Consider the following 19,320-nt stretch of genomic DNA (forward strand, 5'->3'; position numbering starts at 1 on the left):
GACGATGCGCGTTCGCGGTTTCGACGGCGTTCGCCTTGTCGCGAAACGGCCCGAGGACGAAGCCGCACGTACACGCGACGAGCGTCCCCGTCTCGCGGCTGTAGTCGACGCGACAGGCGTGAGCGGTCATCGGCTTACGTGTGTCCAAGACGACCGCCGTCGCGGACCCATGCGGCGTATCGAGTGCCGCCGAGCGGGACGATGTTGGTCGCGAAGACGTTCGGCATCGTGACCTCGCCGGCGACGTCGAGCGTGCCGAGCACGTTGAGCGCCCCGCCGATCGAGACGTTCCCCGCCATGTGCGACGCGATGAGCGAGAGGATGCGAGCGTTGATCTGATCGTTAGTCCAGCGCGTCGCGGCCCACGCATCGAGCTCGGCTTGAATGTCGGCCACGAGCGCCGAGAGCTTCGCGACCGTGTTTCCGAGCGACTCGCCCGAGGGCGCTTCGAGAGTGCGTAGGCGTCGCTGGATATCGTCGAGCTCGTCGATCAGGTTCCCGAGCTCGGACGGAATGGCGCCTTGCCGAGAGCTACGCATCAGAAGTACCTCTCGACCCGCTCGGCCGCGAGTTCGCTCGCGGTCTTCTCGGGCTTCGACGATCCCGACGAGTCATCGTCGTGCTGTCTCTCGCCGGCGACGCTCTGCCGTTTCCGCACGACGCGCGCGGGCGCACCTTCGAGCGTCCCCGCGCGGCGCTTCGCCACGAGATCCGCGAAGTCGGCCTCTTCGTCGGCCGTGAGGTCGTCGCGGTCGAGCACGTACTCACGGAGACGGGCGTAGTCGCCGGTCGCCTCGCGCGTCTCGGGGCGGTCGGTGCCGGGCGTGGCGAGCATGTGCGCGGCGGCGGCTTCGGATGCGTTCATGATGTTGCCTTTCGTGTGGGTCGTGATTCGTGTCGGAGGGTCTTCCATGCGGCGATGAGCCGGTCGAGCTCGACGTCGTCTTCGGGCGTGAGGTCGTCGGCGAAGAGAAGGTCGGCGATCCGGCCGCGAAGGGCGACCGGGTCGGCTTCGAGTGCGAGGCGGTCCCACTCGCGGATGCGCTCGCGTTGCTGCACGCGGGCCGGAAAGGTGAAGTCGAGCCATACCGCGCACGCCGTCAACCACTCGGGCTCGGACGCGAAGTCGGATCGGATCGGCCGGCGCGGTTCCTGCGCGACGCCGCACGACCAGCACTCGGCGCTCATGCGTTCGCCGCCGTGTCTGCCGTGAGCGTCGCGCTCAAGCGGATGAGTTGAGCTTCGAGCGCCTCAAGCGCTTCGAGCACTTGCACACGTTCTTCGGTGGTCATGGTCAGTCACTCCCATTCGTCAGAGTCGATTAGTCGGGGGTCGATGTAGGCGACGAGCCCGGCCGGACGGCGCTTGCGAGCCTTCGGCGGCTCGGGCGGCTCATCGGTCGCCGTTGCCTCTCTCGTCGCGGGAGCGAGGCGCACAGCCTCGGCAGCGGCGATGTTTCGGAGCGACGTCGCGTGATGGGCGGCGTAGGCATCGGCCTTCGGGCGCCGCGCCGCCTTCGTCGCGTGGCGAGCGGCGTCGGCGCGGATGATCGCGAGCGCCGCGCCGTCGTCGCTCGGCAGCGCGTCAACGTATCGCCGCGCCTTTCGCTCGATCTTCGCCTCGCGCTTCGGCGAGAGCCCGCCGATCGGTTGCGAGAGCTCTTCGAGCACGGCCGCGCGGAGCGCGCGCATTGCCGGCGTCTCCCGCTGCGCGGCGGCTACGCGCTTACGCGGCATGATCGTCGTCCGCTCGGAGGTTGAGCCCGAGAAGCCGCGACCGCTGCGCTTCGGCGGCGAGAAGGACGCGATAGATCGCCGTCCGCTCCCCCTGCGACTGGCAGAGCGCGAGGTCGATATTCGCCTTTCGGACGATCGAGTCGATGCGATCCTCGACTTCCGTCCGAAGGTGATCGGCCTCGGCCTCGCCGAGCCGCGCGTACGCGACGCGGGCGAGCTCTTGCGCCTCAATCTGCGAGACGCCGAGCCGGTCGGCGATGTCGCCCCACGACGAGCCTTCGCGACGCATGACGACGGCGCGGATCGCCCGCTCGACGGCGCGGTCGGCTTCGATCTCGGCGACGACCGCGACGTCGCCCTTCGACTTCTTACTCATCGTCCGAGTCCGTCTCGGCCTTGATCGCGAACTCGTCGACCGTCTCGTGCTCGGGAACGGGGACGACGACGTCGGGCTTCGAGCTCACGGCGCCCCGCTGCACGTCGAGCGAGTCCATCGCCTCGCCGATCGCCGAAGCCATGTTCTCGAAGGCGATCGAGACGTACATGCTCGACTTGTCGATGGGCGAGAGCACCGGGACGTTGTCGACGACCGGCTCGCCCCTGCCCGCGACGCGGTAGCCGGTCGTGAGCCGGTCGAGCATTCCGAGCGTGCCGAGCGACTCTTCGAGATCCGCGCCGGCCTTGCGAAGCATTTCGCGGGCGGTCGTGACTCGAAGCACGGCGGCGTCGGCGGCGGTGTCAGCGGAGGCGCGCCATGCCGGGGCGTGATGCTGGATCGTCGCGACGAGCGAGCCGTACGCCTTGATCAGAGCGGACTCTCGCGCCGCGTATTCGAGCTTCGCCTCTTCGTGTGCGTCCTCGGCAGCGCGGAGACGCTTGACGAGCTTCTTCGTGGGGACGCCGCCGCCGTCGAGCGCGGCTTCCGCTGCCTCGGCGCCGTTGGCTTCCTTCGCCCGGTCGATCGCGTTCCGAGAGGTCGCAAGCGCGGCCGCGGCGTCGCGGTGCTTCGCGACGTGCTTCGCGAGCTTCTCGACGGCCTCTCGCACGGCGGGAACCGGGATGCGCGACGGGTCGGGAAGGTTAATCAGGTACGAGCCGCCAACGCTCGTGCGGAGGTTGTATTCGATGGTCATTTGTCGCTCTTTCTCTTCGTGGGTTCGGTTGTTTCGAGGGGGAGGGTTGTTGCCGTCGCGGGGACGTAGGCGTCGGACTTCGGGTCGTTCGCTTGCCGGTAGACGCCGAGCGACGTGTGCAAGGTCGACTTCCGCGGGCCGGGATCGCGGCGCACGAAGCCCTCGGCGACGAGCTGATCGATCGCCCGCGCGATCGCGGCCTTGTTGCCGGTCACGTTGTCTTCGACGGCGTTCCGCGACGGCGGCGTGCTCGAAGACTCGATGAAGCGCGAGACGCGCTCCATAAGGGCGGTCGGCCGGAAGTCCTCGACGGGCGCTTGCTCGGCCGTCAGCGTGAAGCCGCCCTCGGCAGAGACGGCGAGACGTGCGACGCGCGAGCCCTTCGCGTAGTGCCCGCCGCGATCCTTCGCACAGATGAGCGTCGAGTAACCCGCCTTGCCCTGGGAGAAGGCGGCGCCGGCTCGAAGAAGGTATTGCGCGCCGTTGATCGCCGAGCGCTTGCGCTGCGATCCGATCGGGAAGAGCTCGCCGTCGCCGGTCGCCTTCGGAGAGTGGTCGAGGACGGCGACCGCCGGCCCGAGGTTCGCGAGGCGTCGCGGCACGTTGCGGAACCATGCCGCGACCTCTTCGTCGGCGTTCGGCTGGACGCCGTCGATCGAGAGTCCCTCGCCGGTCGAGTCGATGCCGACGAGCGTCGCGCCGAGCTCGACGACAAGCGCTTCGAGGTAGGCGATGCCCGCCGCGCTCCGCTCTTCGGGTTGGACGTAGTGAAAGAAGCGCTCGATGTCGGCGGGCGATGCGTCGAGGTCGAGAAGGCGTTGCAAGGCCGCGTCGATCGAGTCTTCGTAATCGACGAGCACGACGTGATGACCGGCCGTGATCTCTTGCGCGAAGACGAGCCACACGAGCCACGACTTCCCGACGCCCGACTCGCCGTGAACGCCGCTCACGCGCCCCGGATAGAAGATCCCCGCGCCGAGCCCTTCGACTCGACCGATCGTCGGCGCGGGACGGTCCACGTCGCCCGCGAGCACGCCGCGCAGGGCCTCGGAGACGTCGCGGGCGCGCCAGGTGTCGCCGGCCTCGCTCTCGTCCTCACGGAGCTCGTGCGGCTCGTCCAGAGCGAGCGTCGTGATCGTCGGCGGCTTCTTCTTGCCGTGCGCCTTGACGACGCGGCCGAGCGACGTCTCGAACTCGCGAGCGCCGTCGGCCGTGTTCCACTCGCCGCGGAGCCACTCGCTCCGAAGGTCGTCGAGCGCGCGTCGTGCGCCCTTCTGCCCCTCGGCGCCGAGCGAGACGATCTCGACCATGCGGCGGAAGAGCTCATTGCGGCCGAAATCGTCGCGGGGCGTCCGCTCCATCGCGTCGCGCATGAGAAGCGAGGGCTTCCCGCCGCCGCGCTTGTCGAGCCACTTCTCGACGCTGCCCTCGTACTCGGCCACTCGCTCGCCAGAGTCGGAGACGCCCGACGTCGCGATGAGCCAATCGGGAGCCGTGGGGAGCTTCGGGAGCGTCGCGGGGACGTCGCCCCACCAGACGACGTAAGACGAGCCGCTGCGACGGTCTACGCCGGTGAGCCGCTTCCGCTCATAAGCGATGTCCGCGACGCCGTTCGGGATCTCGAAGCCCTCGGGCTCGGCGTAGAAGGCGTGATACCCGCCGCTCGGCGTCGCGTACTTGAGCGGCGAGCGAGGGACATCGACGTTTGACTCGCGAAGAGTCGCGCGGCCGTCCTTGCCCGGCTTCTTGTCGACGTCGAGCCCCACGATCCCCGCGCCGCCCGTCCATACGGCGGGGATCGCTTCGGGATGCTTCTTCCACATCTTCGCGATCTGCCCCCGGTCGGTCGTCGCGGCAAGGTGGCCGTGCGTGCCGGGATAGGGCGTCTTCGCGTCGCGGCCGGCGTCGAGGGGGCGCACCGGGAAGACGGGAAGCCCGAGGGCGCCGAGCGCTTGCGCCTTCTTCTTGCCGTCAGACATCGCCGCGGTCCATCTGTGCGCGACGGAACGCTTCGGCGGCGGCGCGGGCGGCGTCGGCACGAGCGAGCGCAATCGCTTGACGCTTCCGGTCACTCGCGAACTTCCACTCGCGATCCGGAAAGAGCGCGTCGACTTGCGCGAGGTAGTAGTCGAGCGATTCGTCGTCGAGCGCGGGAGCCGTCTTCTTCGTCGGCGCCTTGCCCTCGGCAGCGCGTCGGGCGTTCTCACGATCCCATCGCGCCTGTACGGCCTTGCGCGCTCGCTCGCGGCGTTGCTCTGGCGTTAGGGCGGCGGCGGATGCGTACCCGCCCACACGACCGCGCCGAGCGTTCTCGGCGCCGTCCGGCCTCTCGGCGGTCACGATGCACGTCCAAGAAGGGCGGCGAGCTCGGCGACGGTCGCGGGGCGCAGCGGCGGGGCGTTGTCGACGACGCGCGTGATGACGTCGCGCTCATCTGGAGAGAGCGGAAGGAGAGGGGCGGCGAGAGCCATGAAGGAGCCCGATCGGTCGAATCCGGAGCACTCCTTTCCCGAGATTCGGGCCGAGTGTCGGATCGACCGGCGATGACCTCCGCCGCTTCCGCGGTGGGCTGCTGCCTTCGAGCCTGTCCTACCGGGTTTCCTCCGCGCGTACCTCCTCGGTGCCACGGTCCCGCTGGCGATCAAACGCCTGTAGACGCTCCAACGTTAGCAGAGGTCGGCGGCTGTGTAACGTACTCGGCGGCGTGTCGGCGTGTCGGCTCGACCGGGCGAGAAGCGCCGGTCAGCGGGAGGAAACGACCTCCCCCACTTCCCCCAACCTCCCCCCGACCTCCCCCACGGGGGACGTGAATAGCGCCCCCGACGACTTCCCCCATCCCCCCTTCCCTAGAAGGGGGGGAAGTCAGAGGGGCGATCAGGGGCGAAAAGAGAGGTCGAGAATCCGTTGACCTCCCCCTCGCATCGCGTGACGAGGTCGAGAGGCAACGCGCAAGTAGCCGTCGCTCGTAACTACCCCTGCGCGAGAGGGATAAGAGAGAGCGCCCGGTCGAGATCCCCCGCTATCCGTCCCGCCGCGCAGCGATAGCGCCGAGCGCGCCGATAACTCGCGACTTTACGGTCGAGCTATGTCTCACGGATCAACGCGAGCCGAAGCGCTCGCTCAAGGTCGGAGCTAGTGCCACGTCAGCGCGAGCGTCGCTTTGGTGTGCGCCAGTCGCCCGGCAGGATCGCGCGGCGTGCGGGAGCCCTTGCCGGGCGACTTCATCTCGATCGCGACGAGCGCCCGCACGATCGCGCGTTGCCGATCCACGTCGAGCGCTTGCCATGCGTCCGCGACGGCCGTCCAGCGCGCCGCGTAGCCCTCCCCCGCGGCGTCTGCGCGTGCGACGACGTCGCCGAGGACGTCGACCCGGCCCCGGTCGGTCATCTGCGCCTCGAGGGCGGCCATTTCGGCGCGAAGGTCGCGGAGCATCGCCTCGGCCTTCGCGAGCGTCGTGTGCCCGCCGGCGACGAGTGCAAGCACGTTCGCCTCGCCCTGCTGCTTCGCGAGAAGCCTCGCGCGGAGAGCGGCGGCATCCGGCGCGTCGTCACGTCGAAGGATCATCTCGGCGGCATCCGGCCGAGCGAGGCGGTCGAGGACGACGTGCGTGATGAAGTGGTCGGCGTCCTCGCGCTTGCGGGAAAGGTGCGGCCGCTCGGCGCATCGGTAGGAGCGCACGTCGGCCACTGCGCCCGCCTTCATCGGCGCCCCGCATATGCCGCACTTCGCGATCCCCGAGAGAAGGCTCTTCGGCGGAGCGCCGGGGTTCGTGCGGCGAGTGGGGTCGGCGAGAAGGTCGCGCGCGGCCGCCCACGTCTCGGGCGTCACGAGCGGTTCCCACGAGCCGATGGGGAGATCGGCGAGGCGTAGGTTCTGCGCGGCGCTCTGTCCGGGCGTGCTCGCCGATCGCGGCGGCGCCACGAGCCCGGCGTTGCGTGGGTTCGCGAGCACGTTCCGCACGGCGTACGCCTCGAACTCGTGGCCGACGGTCGTCGTGAGCCCTTCGGCGTTCCATGTGCGAGCGATCGAGCGGAGCGTCGCCCCGGCGAGAAGCATCGCGTATCCGCGCCTCACGGCGGTCGCCTCGGGCTCGAACGGCTCGTGACCGTAGTCCGGCCACTCTCGCCCATCGGCGGCGACGCGCTTCGGCCAGTCGGTCGACGCGCCCGCGCGAAGCTTCGTGTACCCGAACGCCCGTCGCCCGCCCGCGGGAAGAAGCCGCTCGCGACGATGAGCGTTCGCGCGCTTCTGCCGTTCGCTCTTGCGGCGTACCTCGAAGCGTGCGAGCCCCGCCGCGAGGGTCGCCCGAAACTCGCCGTCGGCGGTCGTGAGATCGAGCTCGCCGTCGACCGTCGCGAGGCGCACGCCCGTTTCGAGAAGCGTGACGAGATCGCGGATGCCGCGGAGGATCCGATCCTGATCTACGGCGACGACGACGTCGACGCGCTCGGCCTTCGCGTCCTCGATGAGGCGATGCCACGCCGTGCCCTTGCCGCGCGGCTTAGACGCCGAAACGTCGTTGTCGACGTACTCGTCGACGATCTCCCAGCCGCGAGACTCGACGAGCGCACGAGCGCGCGCCCGCTGCCGGTCGATGCCTTCGGAGCGGCCGTCGCGGTCCATCGACTGACGAAGGTAGAGCCCTGCAAGAGTCATGCAGTAAGTATGACCTAAAGCAAACTATTTACGCGCAGCACACGGTCGTAGCCGCGCAGGGTCAGGGTGCCGCGGTGCAGCGCCGTCTCGAGCGGACGTCGGATCTGCGCGTCCGGCGCGAGCGGACCGTTGCGCAGCCACGATCCGGAGACCTCGGCGTTCGTCCGCCAGGTCGTGGCGCGCAGTCGGGACCGGGCACGGTCGCGCGCCGCCACGACGCGCTCGCGGACGGTCACCGAGGAGCTGCGGAGACCGTCATCGGCGGCGCGCGTCGTCGCGACCCGCTGCAGGGACAGCGCGATGTCGATGCGATCGCGCAGCGGACCCGAGAGCTTTCCCAGATAGCGTCGGATCGCGATCGACGGGCAGGTGCACTCCGCTCCCGGCACGCCGTAGTTCCCGCACGGACAGGGGTTGGTGGCGAGGACGAGCTGGAATCGGGCCGGGAAGCTCGCCCGGAACCCGGCGCGATGGATCTCGATCGTGCCGGACTCCAAGGGCTGTCGCAGGGCGTCGAGGGCGTGGCCGGCGAACTCGCCCGCCTCAGCAAGGAATGGAAAGTACACCTCACACCGGTGTCTTCAGTCTAAAGGAAGATGGAGCCAGGACAGATGCTCCCGTCCTCCAGATCCTGCGATCTCTATCTGTTCTATCTCCGGCGCTTGCCCGGCTAGCCAGCCAGCCCGGCGAGGTGGGCAGCCTCCGCACCCTCGAAGGGTGTGCTTCCAGGCATGTGGCCCGCAGGTCGCCCAGTAGACTGGCTTGTGAACGGAATCTAGCCCGGTGTTGAGCGACGGAAGATGGGGAGTTGGCAGCGCAAGAGATCAAACAGTCAGCGATCGAGAATCGGTTGTGGGATGCAGCTGACGAATTGCGCGTCGCGATGCCTGAGGCTCAGTACGCCTCAGTGATCTTCCCACTGATGTTCTGGAAGTATCTATCGGACACGTGGGATCACAACCACGCCCTGTTCCTGGAGGAGAACGAGGGCTTAGAGGACCTCTCCGAACAAGAGGCCCACGAGATCGAGTACCGCGACTACCAGTCGTTCGAGATCCCGCTCATCCAGCGGGGCAAGGTCGGCGAGATGCGCGCGTCCTGGTCAGCGGTTCGCGCAACCATTACACAACCCGGGCTCGGGGCCAGGGTACGAACCTGCTTGCGGACCATCGAAACGGCCAACCCTGACAAGTTCTCGAAGTTGTTCGGATCGCTCGCATGGACCTCTGACGAGGTTCTCCGCACGAGCGTCCTGACCGGCGTCATGCGCGCGATGGACCGCGTCCCCGCGATGCACGAGGGCAACATGTCGCACGACGTGCTTGGCGGCGCCTACGAGTACCTCTTGAAGCGATTCTCCGATGGGTCCGGCACCCGCGCTGGACAGTTCTTCACGCCGCGAGAGGTAGTCGAACTCATCACAGAGATCCTCGATCCGCAGAACTTCGAGTCGGTCTACGACCCCACGTGCGGCTCCGGCGGCATGCTCATCTCAGCCGCGAACCTCTTGAAGAGCCACGGAGGCCGCGGCTACTCCCTGCACCTCTACGGACAAGAGTCTGTCGGCGACACTGCGGGCGTCGCCCGCATGAACCTGTTCATGCACAACCTCACCCAGTTCCGGGTGGAGGTTGGCGACACACTGAAGAACCCGCAGTTCAAGCAGCCGGATGGCTCCGTCGCTCAGTTCGACGTCGTGGTCGCAAACCCACCGTACTCGCTGAAGTGGACCCCGTGGAAAACCGACCCGCGAGCGCTTGGCGGAATCGCTCCGCGAACCTCCGCGGACTGGGCGTTCGTCCAGCACATGATCGCCTCTATGAAGCCCGGCAAGGGTCGTGCCGGTGTGGTCCTTCCTCACGGTGTTCTCTTTCGCGGGGGCCAAGAAGGGGCGATCAGGCGCAAGGTAGTCGAAGACGACCTGCTGGAGGCGGTTATCGCTCTTCCCAAGAACCTCTTCTACGCCACTGAGATCGCCACTTGCATCCTGGTGTTCCGAGCGGCGGGAACGAAGCCCGTCGACCGGCAGAACGGCGTGCTCTTCGTCGACGCTTCCCAGCGATATGCCAAGAGCACGCTCCGTAACGTTCTTGCCGACGACGACATCGCTGCTGCTGTGTCTGCGTACAAGGCAGGCGGCCTGACCGACCGACCTTCTGAGGAGCGCGTTCAGACGCGTTTCGTGACGCGCGAGGAGATCGAAAGCAACCTCTTCGACCTCAGCTTTAGCCGGTACATCAAGCAAGTCGCGGGCGACCAAGAGGATCTCGGTGTGCTCATCGACGGATACAACCTCGCACGATCCAGACGCCAAGAGACTGAGGCGCGAATGTTCGCAGTCCTCGCGAACGCCGGGGTCAAGGGGCTCGATGAGTGAGGAGTGGCGCTTCGTTCCGGCTGGCTCAGTCACGAAGCAGCGCCGCGAGACGGTGCGTCTTCAACCAGGGGTCGAATATCGGGCGATGGGGGTGCGATGGCACGGCAAGGGTGCCTACAGTCGCGGCACCATCACAACGGAAACCGTGAAGGCGAAGACTCTCTACCGGGCACGTGCCGGCGACTTCGTCTTCAATCGCATCGATACGCAAAAGGGCGCCTTCGACGTCGTACCCCACGGCCTTGACGGCTCGCTCGCAACAAACGAGTTCCCGCTCTACGAAGTCGACCGGAAGCAAGTCGATGCGCGATTCCTGTTGCTCTACTTCCAGCAGGCTGAGGTTCGGCGACAGATCGGTCTCGCCCGCGCCGGATCTGAAGGGCGAGCAAGGTGGAAGGAAGCCGATTTCGAGGCTTGGGTCGTTCCACTACCTCCGCCCGCTGCCCAGGCAAGAATCATCGAGACCGTTGCCGCGATCGACGCTCACATCGCCGCCCTGGAAGCCGAAGCGGATGCGCTCAACGCGCTGCTGAACGGCCACAAAGAGTCCCGGTTCTCAGCATTCAACGCGAGCTCCCCACTGAAGCGCCTAAGCGACGTGATGAACGAGGTCAAGAGACCGGTCGATGTCGACGCCGCTACCGACTACCACCAGATCGGGGTCCGCTCCCATGGCCGCGGCATCTTCTCGAAGGACGCCGTCAGCGGCAAGGACCTGGGTTCCAAGAAGGTCTATTGGGTAGAGCCCGGTGACCTGGTGATCAACATAGTCTTCGCTTGGGAAGGAGCCGTGGCCGTCATTCCACCCGAGATAGTCGGCTACTGCGGGTCACACAGGTTCCCGGCTTACCGACGCCCGGACGGTGGCGATGTCGAGTTCCTCCGCTTCATGTTCTCCACCAATGCCGGAGTCGGACTCCTGGCCGCGTGCTCACCAGGCGGCGCTGGGCGGAACCGGACCCTAAACCGGCGCATGTTGCTGGCGTCTGAGGTGGCCATCCCATCTCCAGAAGAGCAAGCGAAGGTGGTGGCGGAACTTCACTCAATGGAGGCGGCGGTCGCGTCGACTCGAGCCGAAATCGAGAGCCTTCGCTCCACTCGCGCTGCGCTTCTGAGCGCAATGCTGAATCGAGAGATCGAAATCAGCCAGGCCGAAAGGACGGTCACCTGACATGGCGAAGGGCATTCGGGAGCGCGAGTTCCAGAACAAGATGATCGAGTGGTCCATCCCGATCGGGTGGACCTACATCGCCGGGCGCAGCTTGCCTCGCCAGCAGACGCAGACCGTCATCGCCGAGCACCTTCGCGATGCAGTACAGCGGCTCAACCCCAAGGTCATCGCCAACTACGACGTCGACGCCGTGATCGACGAAGTGATCACGACGGTGAACAACGTTGAGGGCGGCGTCGTCACGGCCAACGAGCGCGTTCTGAACATCCTTCGCGGCGGGAAGGAATTTCGCGACAAGGACGACCAATGGAACGCCCTAGCTTTCGTCGACCTCGATGAGCCAAACAACAATACGCTCGTCGTCTCCGACGAGGTCGCGATGTCAGTACCCGGCAAGACTTCGCGGCGGTTCGACCTGGTCTACTTCGTAAACGGCCTCCCGCTCGTCGTAGTTGAGGTGAAGTCGCCGACCTCCGACTCGTCGTGGCGGAGTGCTGCAGACGAGATCAACACGGTATACGCCGCCGAGTACCCGTGGTTCTTCACCCCGAACGTCTTCTGCGTGGGAACCGACGGCGTGAAGATGCGCTTTGGTGCGGCAGGGGCGCCGACCAATACGTGGCAGCCGTTCCGGTCGAGCACGGATGATGAGAGCCTGAACGGTCTCGCCGACGTACAGCGATCGTGCGAGTTGCTATTCGCCCCCGCGAACCTGCTCGACATTCTCGGGAACTTCTGCCTCTTCGACACGTCAGGTGGCGGGTCGGACCGCAAGTACCTGCCGCGCTATCCGCAAAAGGAGGCCGCGCACCTCATCCACCAGCGGGTCCTCGACGGCGGCAAGAAGGGCCTGATCTGGCACCATCAGGGATCGGGCAAGACTCTGCTGATGGTGTTCACGGCGTCACTCCTGCTAAACGACCCCCGCGCAGACTCGCCAACGATCGTTCTCCTCTCAGACCGCACCCAGATTGTACGTCAGACCGCGGGCGTCTTCGTCTCTGCCATGGGTCACGCACACTTCCACGAGCCCGCCACGAGCGCAAACCTTCGCACCCTCCTCGCGGACGGTGTTGCTGGCGTCATCTCCACGACGATCCAAAAGTTCGCGGACGCGGGGGCGAATCTCTCGCTGCGCGACAACATCGTGGTGATGGCCGACGAGGCACACCGCACTCATTCGGCAAGGGATACCTCGCTGGCTGGGCGGATGCGCGCGGCGCTCCCAAACGCGCGGTTCTTCGGCATGACAGGCACGCCGGTCCGCAACCTGCATACCGATACCTTCGCGCTCTTCGGCGACCCGAAGGACCCCGACCGCGTCCTGCACCGGTACTCGATGACACGCTCCCTCCTAGATGAGGCGACCGTCCCCGTCATTTTGGAGCCGCACCCCGTAGGCTTCGAGATGAACGACAAGGCCCTCCAGGAGGAGTTCGACGAGTTCGCAGATGAACAGGACCTAGACGACGCGGATCGCGAAGCGCTCTCACGCAAGTTCGGCCGCCTGACGTCGGTCTTCGCCAATCCGGATCGTATCGCGGCCGTCTGTCAACACATCGTCGATCACTACCTCGCCAGCACTTACCGCAACGGAATGAAGGCACAGGTCGTCGCCTACAACCGGGAACTCGCGGTCGCCTACGCCGACAAGATCAACGAGATCCTGAGCGGTTACGAGGTCAAGCAGGTCTTGCAGAGCGTCCTCGGCAAGGACGGTAAGCCGCGCCACGAGGCGATCACCGCCGAGGTCAACATATCGGTCTCGGACGCCAAGGATGAAGACCCTGCGATGCGTCCATTCCGACTGAGTGAGGTGCAGGAGGAGGACCAGAAACGTCGCTTCCTTACACCCGAGAACCCGCTGTCCTTCCTGGTGGTCACCGCGAAATTGATGACGGGATTCGATGCCCCGAACGAAGGCGTTCTGTACCTCGACAAGCCGCTAAAAGCTCACACGCTCTTCCAGACGATCACCCGACCCAACCGAACCTGGGTTTCCCCGGTCAGCGGCTATGTGAAACCGCGCGGCGCCGTGGTGGACTACATCGGCCTGGCGAATGAGGTGCAAGCCGCCGTCAAGGACCCAACGTCGACGGGCCAGTCGCCCACGGGCCGCTCATTCATCAACGATGTCAATGATCTCCTCGCCGAGTTTCGGCAGGCGTTCGCGCACCTCGAGGATCTCCTCGCCGGCGCCGACAACTTGGACATCAACAGCAACTCGTACGACTCAGTTCGGAGCATCTCGACCTTTCTCCACACCGACGATGCAGCTGCCGCGACGTTCAAGCACAACTACCTCATGCTGTCTCGGATTTTTCCATACATTTCCACTGACAAGCGAGTCGACCGATACCGAGACTCGTTCGCGCTCTTCGGCTCCGTCTACGTGACGCTCTTCAAGAAAGTGACGGACACGGAGCGCAAGGAGCGACTCGCCGAACTCGGCCCGATGGTGCTCGACATCATCAACGCCAACGTGCACTCCTTCGAGGTCGCTGCGTCCCAGGAAGAGTCGCTGACCCTGGATGCACAAGGTCTGCGGGTGCTGAGGGACCTGATGAACTTGGTGAAGAAGCCCGATGAGGTCGATGAGACAGACGAGAAGAGGCCGACTGCGAAGGAAATCCTCGACCGAGTAAAGGCAGTGCTCGACGAAGGCGTCGACGAACACTCAGTGAAGTACGTGGCACTCGCAGAGCGGCTGCGGGACCTGCGAGAACGCATCATCCAGGGCGCATCCGATGCACTCGACTTTCTGACCGAAGCCCTGAAGATCGCTCAGACGGTGGTCGACGCTCAGAAGAAGCCGGATGAGGTTGTCGTTGTGGACGATGACCACGTCGGTGTCCTGTCGCGCATCATTGCGGATCATCCGCCAAAGGGCTTATCAGTCACTGAACGCCGGCTGGCCGAGGAAATCGACAAAGTGGTGCGGCACACGCTTGCCGCTCAATACGACAACGCCGAAGCGCGCGGAAGAGCGCTTCGGCGAGCTGCGGCAGCCGTGTTCAGGCGCTACAAGCTGAAACCTGTCGGCGAGCCGTACGACTCGACCGTCGCCTACGCCGAAGCGCACTATCTCGTTGACTGACGTCTCCGGGCTTTTTCGCCAGGCCTTGGGATAACGCCACGCCCCCACCGTCGGATCACATGCACGTCTTCCTCAGACGAAGCCGCGTGACTCTGCCCGGATCGTCAACAGTCGTTCAGACCGACAGACTGACCGGCTCTCTCGTTGCTCGCCGTCCCGCCCGAACGTTGACGCGCTCACGCACGCGGACGCGGGCGAGCAGGATCAGGCTGACCGGTCCCATGATGATGAACTTCATTGTGTTCCACAGACACAGGAGGACGAAGAGGTTGAGCCATCCGGGTCCGTCGTCCGCGATGAGGGTGGTAAAGGTACTCGCCGCGAGGAGGTAGGGCGCGGCGAGGAGCATCGCGGGTAGGCCCCATTTGAGTCCTCTTCGGGTACGGATGGTGTCGAGAAGGATGTTGGTGGGCATGTAGCGGCGCAGGAATGCGCGGGTGTGGACGCTGAGGGTCCAGAACTGGCGGATCATGACGGGGAGTTCCTCTCACATGCACGACAGATTGTCGGAGGCGGTGCGTGTGTGAGTGGCCTTGCGGCCTGCCCCTAGGAGCGTCATATCAAGGAGAAAACCGCCTCTTCTAACAAGATACGACGCACCGGTGACATTCGGAAGGGCAATCCGGTCATAGGCCCCGGCTCGCGCCCTCCCGCCGAGCTGTCCGCGACGAATCCTCGCCGCCGTCGGGGCTGGCGAAGACGCGGAGCCGTGCGAGGGCCGCTTTCGCACGTGCGGCGTCGATCTTCTGCGCATCGCCCTCGGGTGCCGGGCCAAGTGGTCTCTTCGCGGTGATGCCGTAGCGGTCACGGTAGGCGGCCACCGTCTGCGCTTGCCGCCGCCATGCTGCTGCGGCTTCCAGCTCGGCGGGTGCGTCCCCGAGTGCTAACGCCCATTCCTGCCGCTCGCTGAGGGCTTGGTCGAGGACGGCTTCGGCGCGCTGCTGGATCAGTTCGCGACGCTCCGTGAGTGCCTTCTTCATCTCGTTGCTGATCGGGCCGGTGGCTTCAGGAATCAGGCCGGCGATCAGACGGGGCGCCTTGCGAGTGCGGCCAGAGCCCGCGGGGCGTGCGGTGGCGCGGGCGAGGCGGTGGTGCAGGATGGAGGCGATGTCGTCGGCGTCCTCGAAGCCGCGGGCTGCGACCAGGCGCGGCATGAGCGTGTCGATGTTGTGGTGGTTCGCCTCCGCACGCCTCAGCTCAGCGGAGAGCGCCCCAAAGGCGTCGGAGTGGATCGCGTCTTCTAATTCGTCCGGGGTGAGCCCGGATTGGCGGATGAGGGTGGCGAAGCGGTCGTGTTGGGCGGCTTGCGCGATCGTCTCGTACTCAGCCGCGAGTTGCGCGATCGACCCCCACGCCTCTTGCTCGGCGGTGATCGTCTCGTGCGCGGAGAGCTCAGCACCGACATGCTGCAGCACACCGTAGAGAACACTCCGCGCGGTCGCTGCCGGGTCGTCGGCGGGGTGTGGGGTGGTGTGGTTGTCGCCGGGGCGGTCGGTAGCGACGTAGACGAGGTTCGCGTGCCTGCCGCGGGTCATCGCGACATACAGGTTCTCCCTCGTCGTAGACGGATTAACAAGAACATGAGAGGTATCGGTCGTGACGCCCTGAGCCCTATGTGCCGTCACTGCGTAACCCAAGTCAACGTGATCCGAGACGTAGCCGGCCGGGAGGATCACTGTCCCGCGGCTGTCGGCGCGGCGGGCGGTGAGCGATCCGTCGTCTCGAATGTCGGTGACCGTCCAGCGGTCACCGTTGCGCACCCACCCGCGCGGGGTGTGGAGGCGGCGGTCGTTCTTCCTGGTGATGATCGTGTCACCGACTCCTGCGCGGGCGTCTCCTTGGAGAGCGACTTCGCGGCGGGCATCCACTGTGCCGTCGAGGATCAGGTCTGCGCGAGCGCGCTGGTTCAGGGCGTGAACGGAGTCATTGGAGTCCGCGATCAACACCGTCGAGACCCCCGCCAGCGTGTCGGTGCGCCAAGCGGTGTAGGCGGCGTCGATCATCGCCTCGGTGTCGCCGCCGGTTATGCGGTCGTGCTCGGAATAGGAGTCGATTGCTTCGGGGCGGCCGTGTCGGAGGTCGAGGGAGGCGGTTTTCTCCCAGTCGTTGACGAAGCGGTGTACGTCGACCAGTTCGGGTGCGTCGTTGCGGTCGTGGACGAGGAGGAAGAACGCGCCGCCGGCGGTGACGGATTGCAGTTGCGCCCAGTCGCCCACCAGCAGCACCTTCGCACCCACATCCACGGCATGTTCGGTGATGCGGTCGAGGGAGAGGGTGCCGGCGAGGGAGGCTTCGTCCACGATCACGAGCTGACCTTTGCGGAACGATGCGCCTGCGTTCTGGTGGTCTTGCCACCATTTCGCGGTGTTCTCCGTCCTGATACCGAGATCGTCGGCGAGGACTTGCGCGGAGACCGCGGACGGCGCGAGCCCGACGACGCTGCCGCGCCCGTGCTCACGCTCCCACGCTGTGCGTAACGCGCGCATCGCGGTCGTCTTCCCTGCCCCGGCCGGACCGACCAAGACATCGACCGCCCGACCGGAGATTGCCACCCCGGAAAGTGCTGTGGCCTGGTCATCGCTGAGTAGGCGTCCCTCACGGTCCGGGCGTTGGGCGACCTTCTCGATTGACTCGACCGGGACGACGGGTGCAGTGGTGCTGCGGGCGCGGTTGAGGAGTCGGTCTTCTGCGGCGAGGATGCCCGGTGAGGAGTAGACCGTTGATCCCACTGGTCGGAACCTGCTGGTGTCATCGGCCCGTCGGAACACGGCAGGGCTCGAGGACAGTTCCGGCGGGGTGAGCCGAATCGACGTACGTTCGGCTGCGTCGACGACCATCCCGACGATCGCTTCACGATCCTGCGTGGTGGCGAACCGGTAGGGCATGGTCTGGCGTGCGGCCTCAGCGGTGAGGTTCCACTTCCGCCAGGTCGAACGCTTCTCGCCGACAACCTCAACTACGCTGCGCCCGAGTGAGTCGATCACGTCCAACGACACGTCATCCGCGCGAAGCAACAGCGGGGCGTCGTTCGCGGTGACAGTGCGAGCCCAGCGGGTGGCGTCTTCACCGAGAAGGTGCGACGCCCGATCCCGCCACTCGCCCGTGAGATCCGCGAGAGAACGGACCTGCTTATCCGGCCGCGTCGCCAACGTCGCCTGCGCGCGCAGCTTGATCACCGTCGCAAGCGATGGTTGTCTGCCGTGACGGGCGACGTACTCGGCAATGAGCCGGTTCTTCTCCTCGTCTATCTTCCGGGACCTGGACGAGAACTCCGCGACCAGCTTCTCCGGCACCTTCGTGATCGCCCAGCCGGGGTTGCGGTCGCGTCCCATGTCCCGGGCTTCCCACTCGACACCGAACGCGCGGGTGAGGTGGTCAGCGAAGACGGCTTCATGGAGTTCGGAGAGCGCGACGGTGGCGGCGTGCAGGGGGCGGCCGTCGAGGGATCGCCATTTGCCGTCGTGGACGGTCTGCACCTTGTTCGAGATCACCACGTGCGTGTGCAGATGCGGATCGCCCGCCCGAGAGTCGTAGTGATCGAATGCGGTCGCGATCACCCCGGACACATCAGCTTGCGCAACCGCCCCATTGCGTCCCGCCGCGCCGACACGGGTTGCCGCAACCTCGCGCTCGATGAACGCAACCATCTCCGCAACCGCCGCATGATGCGCCTCCGCAATCAACGATTGCGTCCCCGCATCCGACACCGCCCACAACACCGACGCGGACTTCGGAATCGAGAACGTGAAATCGAACCCCGCAACCGCCTTCCGCACCCCACGAGCACTCTCCTCGGCCTCGATTGCGGCAACCGCTTCCGCACGCTCGGTCACGGGGAGGCCGGCGTCGAGCCGTGCGGTGCGGCGCTCGATCCGCTCGGTCACCGTCGGGTACTTCCGATACGGACGCCCCAGTGCCTGGTCGGTGACTGGGTCGCGGCCTTGACCTATCAAGCGTTGAAGCTGCTCCTCGGAGACCTCATCGCCGACAGTGAGTGACCCGCCGCCGAGGACTGTGACAGCCGACCCAATCCACCGCCCTGGTGGTGTTCCTTCATCGGTGTAGTACCTCGTGAGTGGGGTCGAGAGAGCACGATCGCCGTCGCCGGAGGCGACGGTGCGCAGCAGGTACTTGTAGCCGTCGCCGGCAGACATCACCCGCATCGAAACCGTCATAGAGCTTCCACGTGTCGCATACCAGGGAGGTGCGCGACGGCGTGGCAAACGCGGCGGCGGCCTGCATCACGTCAGGGACTTCGATCAATGCCGAAGTTCATACCCCTGAGCATTCAGTTGGTCGATTGCGATCTTGAGAAGCTCGGCAACGAACTCAATGAGTTCGGCGAGAAGCTCTTCATCCGGCTCGAACAGAGCACCGGGCGCTTCGGGTGCAGAGAGTTGCGTTTCAATTGCATATCGTAACGTGGTGATGAGCTGTCCGTGTGCGTGCGCAGATGTGATTGCCCAGTATCGGTAAGTTCGCAACGTTGGGCCTGGCACACGTTGTGCAATCTTCTTCGTGATCGCGGATGGGTCGGTCAGCGGGGCGTCTACGAGCGATTCCACATCTGCTCCGAGCGCCTCCGCGGTGCTTCGTATGATTCGCCCCAATGCCGCAATGCCTTGCTCCGTCTTCTCATCGGGAGTTTGCGCCCTGTTGAGGGCTGAAGTGAGCTTCAAACCGTGCTTGTACTCGATCCTGGCGATTTCGAGAGCACGGCGAATGCGAGTACGGGAATCTGCACCGTCCAGAATCCAGATGACCTCCACAAGGCCTTCCAGGATCGGGCGAAAAAGCGTGTAGTCGGCCTGCAAATGAAGCAGCAGCTCGTCGCTCTTCGGGCTGTCCGCCAGTTCCGCCCATGCCGACAGATGGTCCGCAACAGCCCCCACCAGTCCCGCAACAATGCCGTGCGGAACGATTACGTTGCCGGCTAGTGCTTGGTCTTCCTCGGCGACTGAGCCGGGGCGAACCATCGGCACGCCAGCCTTCACCGTCGCCGAAAAGTCACGAAAGCCAGAGACGGCACCACCTATGGTCCCGATTGCGGAGCGCTTCACCATGCATCCAAGCGTAGAGCGGACGCCTATTTGGCTGTGACTCGGCGCCTCACACCTCGCTTGCAAGACGCGTGACAACACGTTTGAGCG

The 19,320-nt window shown here is 65.8% G+C and carries 17 protein-coding genes; 3 read left to right on the forward strand and 14 right to left on the reverse strand.

The window, feature by feature from the left end:
* Positions 1-134 precede the first annotated feature (134 nt).
* The 11 genes from KY498_RS03230 to KY498_RS03275 form a co-directional block, all read right to left on the reverse strand.
* Positions 135-539: a hypothetical protein gene (locus KY498_RS03230; RefSeq protein WP_219879462.1), complete on the reverse strand. Its 405-nt coding sequence runs from the start codon at positions 537-539 to the stop codon at positions 135-137.
* Positions 539-865, reverse strand: a complete 327-nt coding sequence (locus KY498_RS03235; protein WP_219879463.1) for a hypothetical protein — start codon at positions 863-865, stop codon at positions 539-541. Before KY498_RS03235 ends, KY498_RS03230 begins: the two co-directional genes overlap by 1 nt.
* Positions 862-1,188: a hypothetical protein gene (locus KY498_RS03240; protein ID WP_219879464.1), complete on the reverse strand. Its 327-nt coding sequence runs from the start codon at positions 1,186-1,188 to the stop codon at positions 862-864. The genes KY498_RS03235 and KY498_RS03240 overlap by 4 nt, the downstream gene beginning before the upstream one ends.
* 110 nt (positions 1,189-1,298) lie before the next feature.
* Positions 1,299-1,736 carry a hypothetical protein gene (locus tag KY498_RS03245; protein WP_219879465.1) on the reverse strand — a complete coding sequence of 146 codons (438 nt, stop codon included), beginning with the start codon at positions 1,734-1,736 and terminating at the stop codon, positions 1,299-1,301.
* Positions 1,726-2,112, reverse strand: coding sequence for a hypothetical protein (locus KY498_RS03250; protein ID WP_219879466.1), 387 nt, complete (start codon positions 2,110-2,112; stop codon positions 1,726-1,728). Before KY498_RS03250 ends, KY498_RS03245 begins: the two co-directional genes overlap by 11 nt.
* On the reverse strand, positions 2,105-2,869 hold the full coding sequence (locus tag KY498_RS03255) for a hypothetical protein (RefSeq protein ID WP_219879467.1): 765 nt from the start codon (positions 2,867-2,869) through the stop codon (positions 2,105-2,107). The genes KY498_RS03250 and KY498_RS03255 overlap by 8 nt, the downstream gene beginning before the upstream one ends.
* Entirely contained in the window at positions 2,866-4,848 is a 1,983-nt protein-coding gene (locus KY498_RS03260) for a bifunctional DNA primase/polymerase (RefSeq protein WP_219879468.1), read from the reverse strand. Before KY498_RS03260 ends, KY498_RS03255 begins: the two co-directional genes overlap by 4 nt.
* The gene (locus tag KY498_RS03265) at positions 4,841-5,209 is read right to left on the reverse strand and encodes a hypothetical protein (protein WP_219879469.1); all 369 of its coding nucleotides are present in this window, start codon (positions 5,207-5,209) and stop codon (positions 4,841-4,843) included. Before KY498_RS03265 ends, KY498_RS03260 begins: the two co-directional genes overlap by 8 nt.
* A complete protein-coding gene (locus KY498_RS16475) occupies positions 5,206-5,340 on the reverse strand; it encodes a hypothetical protein (RefSeq protein WP_258186430.1) in 135 nt (44 codons plus the stop codon). Before KY498_RS16475 ends, KY498_RS03265 begins: the two co-directional genes overlap by 4 nt.
* 661 nt (positions 5,341-6,001) lie before the next feature.
* The gene (locus KY498_RS03270; protein WP_219879470.1) at positions 6,002-7,525 is read right to left on the reverse strand and encodes a recombinase family protein; all 1,524 of its coding nucleotides are present in this window, start codon (positions 7,523-7,525) and stop codon (positions 6,002-6,004) included.
* A 14-nt stretch (positions 7,526-7,539) separates the two neighbouring features.
* Entirely contained in the window at positions 7,540-8,091 is a 552-nt protein-coding gene (locus KY498_RS03275; RefSeq protein WP_219879471.1) for an ATP-binding protein, read from the reverse strand.
* 242 nt (positions 8,092-8,333) lie between these two features.
* On the opposite strand from KY498_RS03275, the gene KY498_RS03280 reads away from it, so the two are divergent.
* From KY498_RS03280 to KY498_RS03290, 3 genes are read left to right on the forward strand one after another with little or no spacing between them, the layout of a single operon-like run.
* The gene (locus KY498_RS03280) at positions 8,334-9,902 is read left to right on the forward strand and encodes a class I SAM-dependent DNA methyltransferase (RefSeq protein ID WP_219879472.1); all 1,569 of its coding nucleotides are present in this window, start codon (positions 8,334-8,336) and stop codon (positions 9,900-9,902) included.
* A complete protein-coding gene (locus KY498_RS03285) occupies positions 9,895-11,073 on the forward strand; it encodes a restriction endonuclease subunit S (RefSeq protein WP_219879473.1) in 1,179 nt (392 codons plus the stop codon). The genes KY498_RS03280 and KY498_RS03285 overlap by 8 nt, the downstream gene beginning before the upstream one ends.
* Before the next feature lies 1 nt (position 11,074).
* Complete coding sequence (locus KY498_RS03290) at positions 11,075-14,170, forward strand: type I restriction endonuclease subunit R (protein WP_219879474.1); 3,096 nt, start codon at positions 11,075-11,077, stop codon at positions 14,168-14,170.
* Between the two features lie 115 nt (positions 14,171-14,285).
* Here KY498_RS03290 and KY498_RS03295 read toward each other — a convergent pair whose 3' ends face one another.
* The 3 genes from KY498_RS03295 to KY498_RS03305 all read right to left on the reverse strand — a co-directional run bounded on the left by KY498_RS03295 (position 14,286) and on the right by KY498_RS03305 (position 19,233).
* The gene (locus tag KY498_RS03295; protein ID WP_219879475.1) at positions 14,286-14,642 is read right to left on the reverse strand and encodes a sulfate permease; all 357 of its coding nucleotides are present in this window, start codon (positions 14,640-14,642) and stop codon (positions 14,286-14,288) included.
* Positions 14,643-14,796: 154 nt separating this feature from the next.
* Complete coding sequence (gene mobF / locus KY498_RS03300; RefSeq protein ID WP_219879476.1) at positions 14,797-18,345, reverse strand: MobF family relaxase; 3,549 nt, start codon at positions 18,343-18,345, stop codon at positions 14,797-14,799.
* Positions 18,346-18,429: 84 nt separating this feature from the next.
* Entirely contained in the window at positions 18,430-19,233 is an 804-nt protein-coding gene (locus KY498_RS03305) for a hypothetical protein (RefSeq protein WP_219879477.1), read from the reverse strand.
* Between the last annotated feature and the right edge of the window lie 87 nt (positions 19,234-19,320).

It is taken from the genome of Microbacterium sp. PAMC21962, from assembly GCF_019443465.1.
Taxonomy (GTDB): domain Bacteria; phylum Actinomycetota; class Actinomycetes; order Actinomycetales; family Microbacteriaceae; genus Microbacterium; species Microbacterium hominis.